Here is a 6462-nt window from a genome sequence, read left to right as displayed (position 1 = left end):
TGTCCTGATTTAAATTTAATCCACTATAACTGGAAACAAACACTTTCAGGGGCGGTATTATCCCCTAGTTTCGGCTTTTTAGCAGCAGTTTTCTGGAAAAATTGTTGACAATTTTTCGATAAAAAAGGTCGTCTGAAAACCGTGTTCATAAGTTTTCAGACGACTTTCGCATATCCAACTACTTAACATTTTTAAATATTTTTAAAATTTCATACAGTTAAATCTTGCATATATTAACAAACAGCCATAGAATGCAAAATCGGTCGGATTGCATAATCTGCCCTACAAAGTCCAAATTCCGAGTTACCCAGGAGTAATCAAATATGTACAGAAAATTCCTCTGCATTTTCGCAACCGCGGCCTTGGCAGCCGGCTGTGCGACCGAGTCTTCCAAAACCATCGAAGCCGTCAAAGTCAGCAGCTACAATACCCCTTATCACGGTGTGCGCGCGCCTATTTCCATCGGTAGCTTCGACAACCGCTCCACTTACCAGCGCGGCGTATTTTCCGACGGTGAAGACCGTTTGGGCAGTCAGGCGAAAACCATTTTACTGACCCACCTGCAACAGACTAACCGTTTCAACGTACTCAACCGTACACAATTGAGCGCGCTGAAGCAGGAAGCAGGCATCGGCGGCAAAACACAAGCCCTTAAAGGTGCGGATTATGTGATTACCGGCGATGTAACTGAGTTTGGCCGCAAAGATGTCGGCGACCATCAGCTTTTCGGGATTTTAGGACGCGGCAAATCCCAAGTCGCCTATGCCAAAGTAGCGTTGAACGTCGTGGATGTACGCACTTCCGAAGTGGTTTATTCAGCGCAGGGCGCAGGGGAATTTTCATTGTCCAACCGCGAAGTCGTCGGCTTTGGCGGCACTGCGGGCTACGATGCGACGCTGAACGGCAAAGTATTGGACCTGGCCATCCGCGAAGCAGTCAATAATTTGGTTGCCGGCATCGAAATCGGTGCTTGGACGCCTGCACGCTGAAAGGTAGTCTGAAATGGACAAACTCATTAAAACAGGCTGCCTGGGCGCATTCTGCCTGCTGCTTGCCGCATGCGACAACCCTCAGCAAACCCTTTATTATTGGGGAAACAACAATGCCGATGTTTACGAACGCCTCAAAAGCGACGGCAAACCCCTAGGCGAACAAATCGACGCAATGGAAAAATATTTCCAGAAAACCCGGAGCGAAAATAAAAAAGAAGCACCCGGCACACACGCCCATTTGGGAATGCTGTTGAGCGAAGCGGGGCAGGATCAGTCGGCAGCGGAACACTTCGAAACCGAAAAACGCCTGTTCCCCGAATCTTCCGCCTTCATGGACTTCCTGTTGAAAAATAAAGGAGCCCGAAAATGAGCAGCCTGAAAACCGCCCTTTTTGCCTCTGCAACCGCCGTCATACTGTCAGCCTGTTCCGCTACCGCGCCGCAGCCTTTCGACTATTCCGCATTCAGGGAAAGCAAACCCCGCTCCATTTTGGTATTGCCCCCCTTAAACGAATCGCCGGAAGTCAAGGCAAGTGCGGGGATGCTCGCCTCTTCCACGCAACCGTTGGCAGAATCAGGCTATTACGTGTTCCCGGTTGCCGCAGTGGCCGAAACCTTCAAGCAAAACGGTCTGGACAATGCGCACGACATCCATCAAGTCAGCCTTGAAAAACTCAATCGGATTTTCGGCGCGGATGCCGTACTCTATATAAAAATCAACCAATACGGCACCAGCTACCAACTCATCCAAAGCGATACCCGGGTTACGGCGGAAGCCAAACTGGTTGACGCGAAAACCGGAAAAGAGTTGTGGCACGGTTCTGCAACGGCTTCCAGCACCGAGAACAACAATACTGCCGGACAAGGCCTGCTCGGCGCAATGTTGAGCGCAATCGTCCAACAGATTGCAAGCTCCGTCGGTGACAAAGGATTCGATATTGCCCAAGTTGCAGGCACGCGTCTGCTTTCGGCGTCCGCGACGAACGGCATCATGTACGGCCCTTATTCGCCCCACTATGAAGCCCAGCCGGGTAAATAATCCCCAAAGCAAAGGTCGTCTGAAAACAAGTTTTCAGACGACCTTTTTTTCTGCTGCGACATTCTCAATTCCGATCCCGCCATCGTTTACAGCCGATTCACCTTGCTCTCGATATGGCAACCCCGCCATCTACCGCCATTTATCCCTTTCAAACAACTGCTTTTCCCTATCTCTTCTATTCAAACCCCATTTTCCTTGCCGTTGCCACTGCGCCCGCCATCGTGATGCACAAAGGCATCAGCAGGGCGGCGGGGGCGTAGGTGAGTTCGAGGATGAAGACTATGGCGGTCAGGGGCATTTTGAGGGAAACGCCGAGAAAAGCCGCCGAGCCGATGACGGCGGCACTTTCAGACGACATGGCAGGGAAGAAGGTGTTCCACGCGGCTGCGGCGGCAAAGGCGATGGTGCTGCCGAGCATCATGGACGGGGTAATCAGCCCGCCGTATGCGCCTGCGGCGAGTGCGAGCAGGACGACGAACCATTTGACGGCGGTCATTTCCAAGCTGTACCGCCAGTCGGTCATGCCGCCGAACGTAAGCTGGTTGCCCGCCTTGCCGTTGCCCAGTATTTCGGGAAACCAAACGGAAACGATGCCGATAAGGACGAACAAGGCAATCGCCAAAGGAATGATTTTCGGGTCGTTGCGCTTGAGGAAGGGAAATTTTTTGGCACTGCGCTGAAACCATACCGCCGTTGCGCCCAAAACGGGGCCGATGGCGGCGGCAAACCACAGCAGCGGGATGTTCACATCGAGATGGGCGGGATGGTATTGCTGCACATCGCCCAAGCCGATGCGGGCGACGGCGGTGGCGGTGACGGAAGTCAGCAATGCGGCGACTACTGCCTGTTGCGTCCAAATGCCCAACATGGCTTCGAGGATGAAAAGTGTGGAGGCGAGCGGGACGTTATAGACCGCCGCCAAACCTGCACCCGACGCGCAGGCGAGCAGCAGGCGCGTGTCGTCTTCGCCCAGACCCAAACGTCTGCCGCCGACGGATGCAAACGCGGCGGTCATTTCACGCGGGGCGACTTCGCGTCCGAGCGGGGAACCGAGTCCGACGGTGATGATTTGCAGCAGCGCATGGGAAACGGTGGTCAAAAACGGCAGCCCCTGCAAGGGCTGCTTCAAGGCTGCCTTGATTTCGATTTGCGGCCTGCCGAAACGTTTGATCGACCACCAGCCGAACCCTACCGCGACGCCGCACAAAATCAATACGAGGATGCGGCGTTCAGACGACGTTTGAACCACGCCTTCCCGAAAGGAAACATGCTCGCCGCCCGCGCCGTAACCGTAAGCAGTGTGCTGGATAAAGTGCATAAGCTCCGTCAAGGCAATGCCGACCATGCCGCCGACCATGCCGGCGAGGATGAGGGCTATCCAAAGTTTGTGCGTATGTTTCATGGGGATTTTGTTTTTGAGACAGGGTTCGGCGGTTTCGTTAAAAAATCAAACGGCCTCAATTAACATTGAGCGGATAGCTTTTCGGCGCAACGTGTGTCTTGCCGTTGTAAGGAATCGCATATTTCTGATTTTTATAACGTTTTTTGCCATCCACCCCCTTTACCGTTGCGTTTAATGCCCATACGCCCGAGACTGAAGGACGGTTTTTGTCAAAAGCAATTTTCGCATCGATGCTGGTATAGCGGTCTTCACAATCGCGTTTTTCCCGCCCTTTGTATACATCGCAATTGCCATAATATGCGCCATTATCTTTACCATTCACAATGAAGCTGCGGCGGATACGGTTGCTATTATCGGTAAACAGAAAGTTTTTTCCAATTGTCGTTTCGCCTTGACCCGTATAGCCTGATTCGACGGCGTAGCCCCAGTTTTGCTCGCCCATCTGAACAAACTGCCAATCCTTATTCTCCGGCACATCCCCCCATGCGCCGAGTTCATCGCTTCCATGTTGTTTGATTGTCCACTTGCCGTCTGTTTTTTCCAAAACAAACAATTCTGCCAAGCCCGAAGAGGCATGCGCGTTCTGTTTTAATTTGTACTTCATATCATAGGCAAAACCCGTGTACAACACATAGCGCGTGGCTTTACCGTTGCGCGTTACGCTATGGTCGGCAACGGGTTTCATACAATACATAATATTGTCAGATGCTGTCTCACTGTCTTTCGGCGGCTCAGTAAGCTGACAGTTGTGCGCCGCAAGCGGTCGGTTGTAATACTGGGCAATAGCTGCTTGGACGGCAGCTTTGTCGTTATTGGGCGCAGCCGATGCCAAAACGGGGCTAGCGGCAAGCAACAGGGCAATCATATATTTCATCGAAAATTTCCTGATATTTTTAAAACCACATTAAAACAAGATACTCGCGTACCTTCTCAGGTCGTCTGAAACCCGATTCACACGTTTTCAGACGACCCCTTACGCATTCTTTCCTCTGTTCGACAGCCATCCTGCGACAAACGTCGCGGCGATGACGATGAACACACCCAAAGCGGACATGGCGGACAAATGTTCGCCCAGAATCCATACCGCCATGATGACGCCGACGACGGGTTCGAGCGAAATCAAGAGGCCGGAGACATTGGCAGGAACTTTGTTCATGCCCTTGTTCCATAAGAGATAGGCAAGCCAACTGCATCCCACCCCCAAATACAAAACCGACAGCACGCCGCCCCACGACCAGTGGACTTCATAGCTCTGAGCCAACACCAGTGAAAACGGCAGGCACAACACCGCCGCCGCCGCCATGGAAGCAGAAGTAAATGCGGGCGCACCGATGCGGGCAATCATCTGCTGGCTCGGCCGTATCACGCCGGCGAAACCGAATCCCGCAAGCAGAATCAGCAAACAGCCGAACCAATCGACCGCGCCGCCCTCTTCCGCACCGCCCAGCACCATCATCCCGATGCCGGCAAACGCCGCCGCCCCGCAAATCCAGTGGTAAATCTTGGCTTTATCGTTAAAAATGAAATGACCGACAAACACCACCAGCAAGGGTTCCAGCCCGACCATGGTAATCGCGCTGGCGGCGGACGTGTATTTCAAACCGATAAACTGAAGCAGCAACACCACGACGTAGTTGATAAAGGCAATACACAACAACGGCTTCCACTCGCGGCGCGGAATCTTGCCGAAATGGCGGTAACAGGAAGGCAGCACCATCAACGCGGCAATCAACAGCCGCGCCTCGACCATCAACGCGGCATCAAGCATCTCGTAAGTATATTTGGCGGCGATAAACGAGCTGCCCCAAATCAATAAGGAGAGTATTTGGTAAATCATGGCTCAAGTCGTCGAATAAAAGGATGCACTGATGAAAGGCAGGACATCACGCCCCACCCTGCCCCGATTCGGTCAACGAATCCAAAAAGGCAAAGAGTTTCGCGTTCATCTGCGTAAAATCGAAACGCTCGATTTCATCGGGATGCTGCACATAAGCCTGCGTCCTGCTTTGCGCCGCCAAGTTTTCACGCCCGTCGGCGGCAATCAAGAGGCCGACGGCGGCGCGGTCGAATTCCAAATGCGCCTGAAACGCATAATGCTTGGGAGAGAAGCGGACAATCTGGCGCGGACAACCTTTGCTCGCCGCCAATACTGCCGCCTCATCCGTCAGTCCGGGCATATCTCCGTGCCAATGTCCCGCAAGGAAAGACGCGCCCAGCAAGGCGGTATGCGGGTCGTTCAAACCTTCCTGCGTCAACTCGACCGGATACACGCCGATTTCGCGGTGCGGGCTGCGCCCATGCCGTGCGCCGTAGGCGACGGACAAAAGCTGCGCGCCCAAGCACACGCCGACAATGTACTTGTCCGCCGCCACCGCCTGACGTATTAGGCGCAGCTCGGCTTCAGGGTCGTAATACGGAAAAGCCTGCCTGTCTTCATCGGGCGACTGCGGCCCGCCCATGACAATCAGAAAATCGATACCGTCCGCATTTTCGGGCAACGCTTCCGACTCATAAACCTTAGTCGACGCCGTACGATACCCGCGCGACCGCGCCCAATCCCAATACGCGCCCGGCACTTCAAAATCCTCGTGCAGGATGAAATGGACGTTCAACGTTTTCCCCCGCGTACCGCCGTCATGGCGAAGTTCCTGCTTCATCAGTTTTCTCCCTTTGCAACAAGACCGATATTTACAGCAAACCGTGCTGCAACAGTTTCTTACGCAGCGTATTGCGGTTCAACCCCAAAATCACCGCCGCTTTGGACTGATTGCCGCCGCATTGTTCCATCACGCACGCAAGCATCGGCTTTTCCACTTGGTGCAACACCATATCGTACACGCCGCAAGGCTCCGTACCGTTCAAGTCTTTGAAATACTGTTGCAAATTCTGTTCAACGCATTGCGCAATATCGGGGATGGGTTGTTTCATAACATATCCTCCTTCGTTGTTTTTAAATAATGACAGGTCGTCTGAAATAGGTTTCAGACGACGTTTGTTGAGTTTATAGTGGATTAACTTTAAACCAGTACG

The 6462-nt window shown here is 53.0% G+C and carries 8 protein-coding genes; 3 read left to right on the top strand and 5 right to left on the bottom strand.

The features are described 5' to 3' along the window. The first annotated feature begins 323 nt into the window (after window positions 1-323). From HMPREF2907_RS09670 to HMPREF2907_RS09660, 3 genes are read left to right on the top strand one after another with little or no spacing between them, the layout of a single operon-like run. Window positions 324-989, top strand: a complete 666-nt coding sequence (locus HMPREF2907_RS09670; RefSeq protein ID WP_070682525.1) for a CsgG/HfaB family protein — start codon at window positions 324-326, stop codon at window positions 987-989. Window positions 990-1002: 13 nt separating this feature from the next. After that, window positions 1003-1362 carry a DUF4810 domain-containing protein gene (locus HMPREF2907_RS09665; RefSeq protein WP_070682523.1) on the top strand — a complete coding sequence of 120 codons (360 nt, stop codon included), beginning with the start codon at window positions 1003-1005 and terminating at the stop codon, window positions 1360-1362. Window positions 1363-1367: 5 nt separating this feature from the next. Beyond that, window positions 1368-2030 carry a DUF799 domain-containing protein gene (locus tag HMPREF2907_RS09660; RefSeq protein ID WP_377083651.1) on the top strand — a complete coding sequence of 221 codons (663 nt, stop codon included), beginning with the start codon at window positions 1368-1370 and terminating at the stop codon, window positions 2028-2030. A gap of 175 nt (window positions 2031-2205) precedes the next feature. Here the strand turns inward: HMPREF2907_RS09660 and HMPREF2907_RS09655 are convergent, their stop codons facing one another. The 5 genes from HMPREF2907_RS09655 to HMPREF2907_RS09635 all read right to left on the bottom strand — a co-directional run bounded on the left by HMPREF2907_RS09655 (window position 2206) and on the right by HMPREF2907_RS09635 (window position 6360). Then, window positions 2206-3432 (bottom strand): chloride channel protein, encoded by a 1227-nt coding sequence (locus tag HMPREF2907_RS09655; protein WP_070682521.1) that lies wholly within the window; start codon window positions 3430-3432, stop codon window positions 2206-2208. Window positions 3433-3487: 55 nt separating this feature from the next. Next, window positions 3488-4306 (bottom strand): hypothetical protein, encoded by an 819-nt coding sequence (locus tag HMPREF2907_RS09650; RefSeq protein WP_039406107.1) that lies wholly within the window; start codon window positions 4304-4306, stop codon window positions 3488-3490. A gap of 99 nt (window positions 4307-4405) precedes the next feature. Then, entirely contained in the window at window positions 4406-5269 is an 864-nt protein-coding gene (locus HMPREF2907_RS09645) for a DMT family transporter (protein ID WP_070682518.1), read from the bottom strand. Window positions 5270-5315: 46 nt separating this feature from the next. Continuing rightward, on the bottom strand, window positions 5316-6089 hold the full coding sequence (locus HMPREF2907_RS09640) for a glutamine amidotransferase-related protein (protein ID WP_070682516.1): 774 nt from the start codon (window positions 6087-6089) through the stop codon (window positions 5316-5318). A gap of 31 nt (window positions 6090-6120) precedes the next feature. Continuing rightward, window positions 6121-6360, bottom strand: coding sequence for a Fis family transcriptional regulator (locus HMPREF2907_RS09635; protein ID WP_003761869.1), 240 nt, complete (start codon window positions 6358-6360; stop codon window positions 6121-6123). Window positions 6361-6462 lie beyond the last annotated feature (102 nt).

The sequence above is a fragment of the Neisseria sp. HMSC055H02 genome, from assembly GCF_001813335.1.
GTDB lineage: Bacteria > Pseudomonadota > Gammaproteobacteria > Burkholderiales > Neisseriaceae > Neisseria > Neisseria sicca_C.
This window is presented reverse-complemented; position numbering and strand designations above follow the sequence as displayed.

Coding starts and splice junctions, on each gene's coding strand:
- HMPREF2907_RS09670 (WP_070682525.1), top strand. CDS start 324: ATGTACAGAAAATTCCTCTGCATTTTCGCAACCGCGGCCTTGGCAGCC.
- HMPREF2907_RS09665 (WP_070682523.1), top strand. CDS start 1,003: ATGGACAAACTCATTAAAACAGGCTGCCTGGGCGCATTCTGCCTGCTG.
- HMPREF2907_RS09655 (WP_070682521.1), bottom strand. CDS start 3,432: ATGAAACATACGCACAAACTTTGGATAGCCCTCATCCTCGCCGGCATG.
- HMPREF2907_RS09650 (WP_039406107.1), bottom strand. CDS start 4,306: ATGAAATATATGATTGCCCTGTTGCTTGCCGCTAGCCCCGTTTTGGCA.
- HMPREF2907_RS09645 (WP_070682518.1), bottom strand. CDS start 5,269: ATGATTTACCAAATACTCTCCTTATTGATTTGGGGCAGCTCGTTTATC.
- HMPREF2907_RS09640 (WP_070682516.1), bottom strand. CDS start 6,089: ATGAAGCAGGAACTTCGCCATGACGGCGGTACGCGGGGGAAAACGTTG.
- HMPREF2907_RS09635 (WP_003761869.1), bottom strand. CDS start 6,360: ATGAAACAACCCATCCCCGATATTGCGCAATGCGTTGAACAGAATTTG.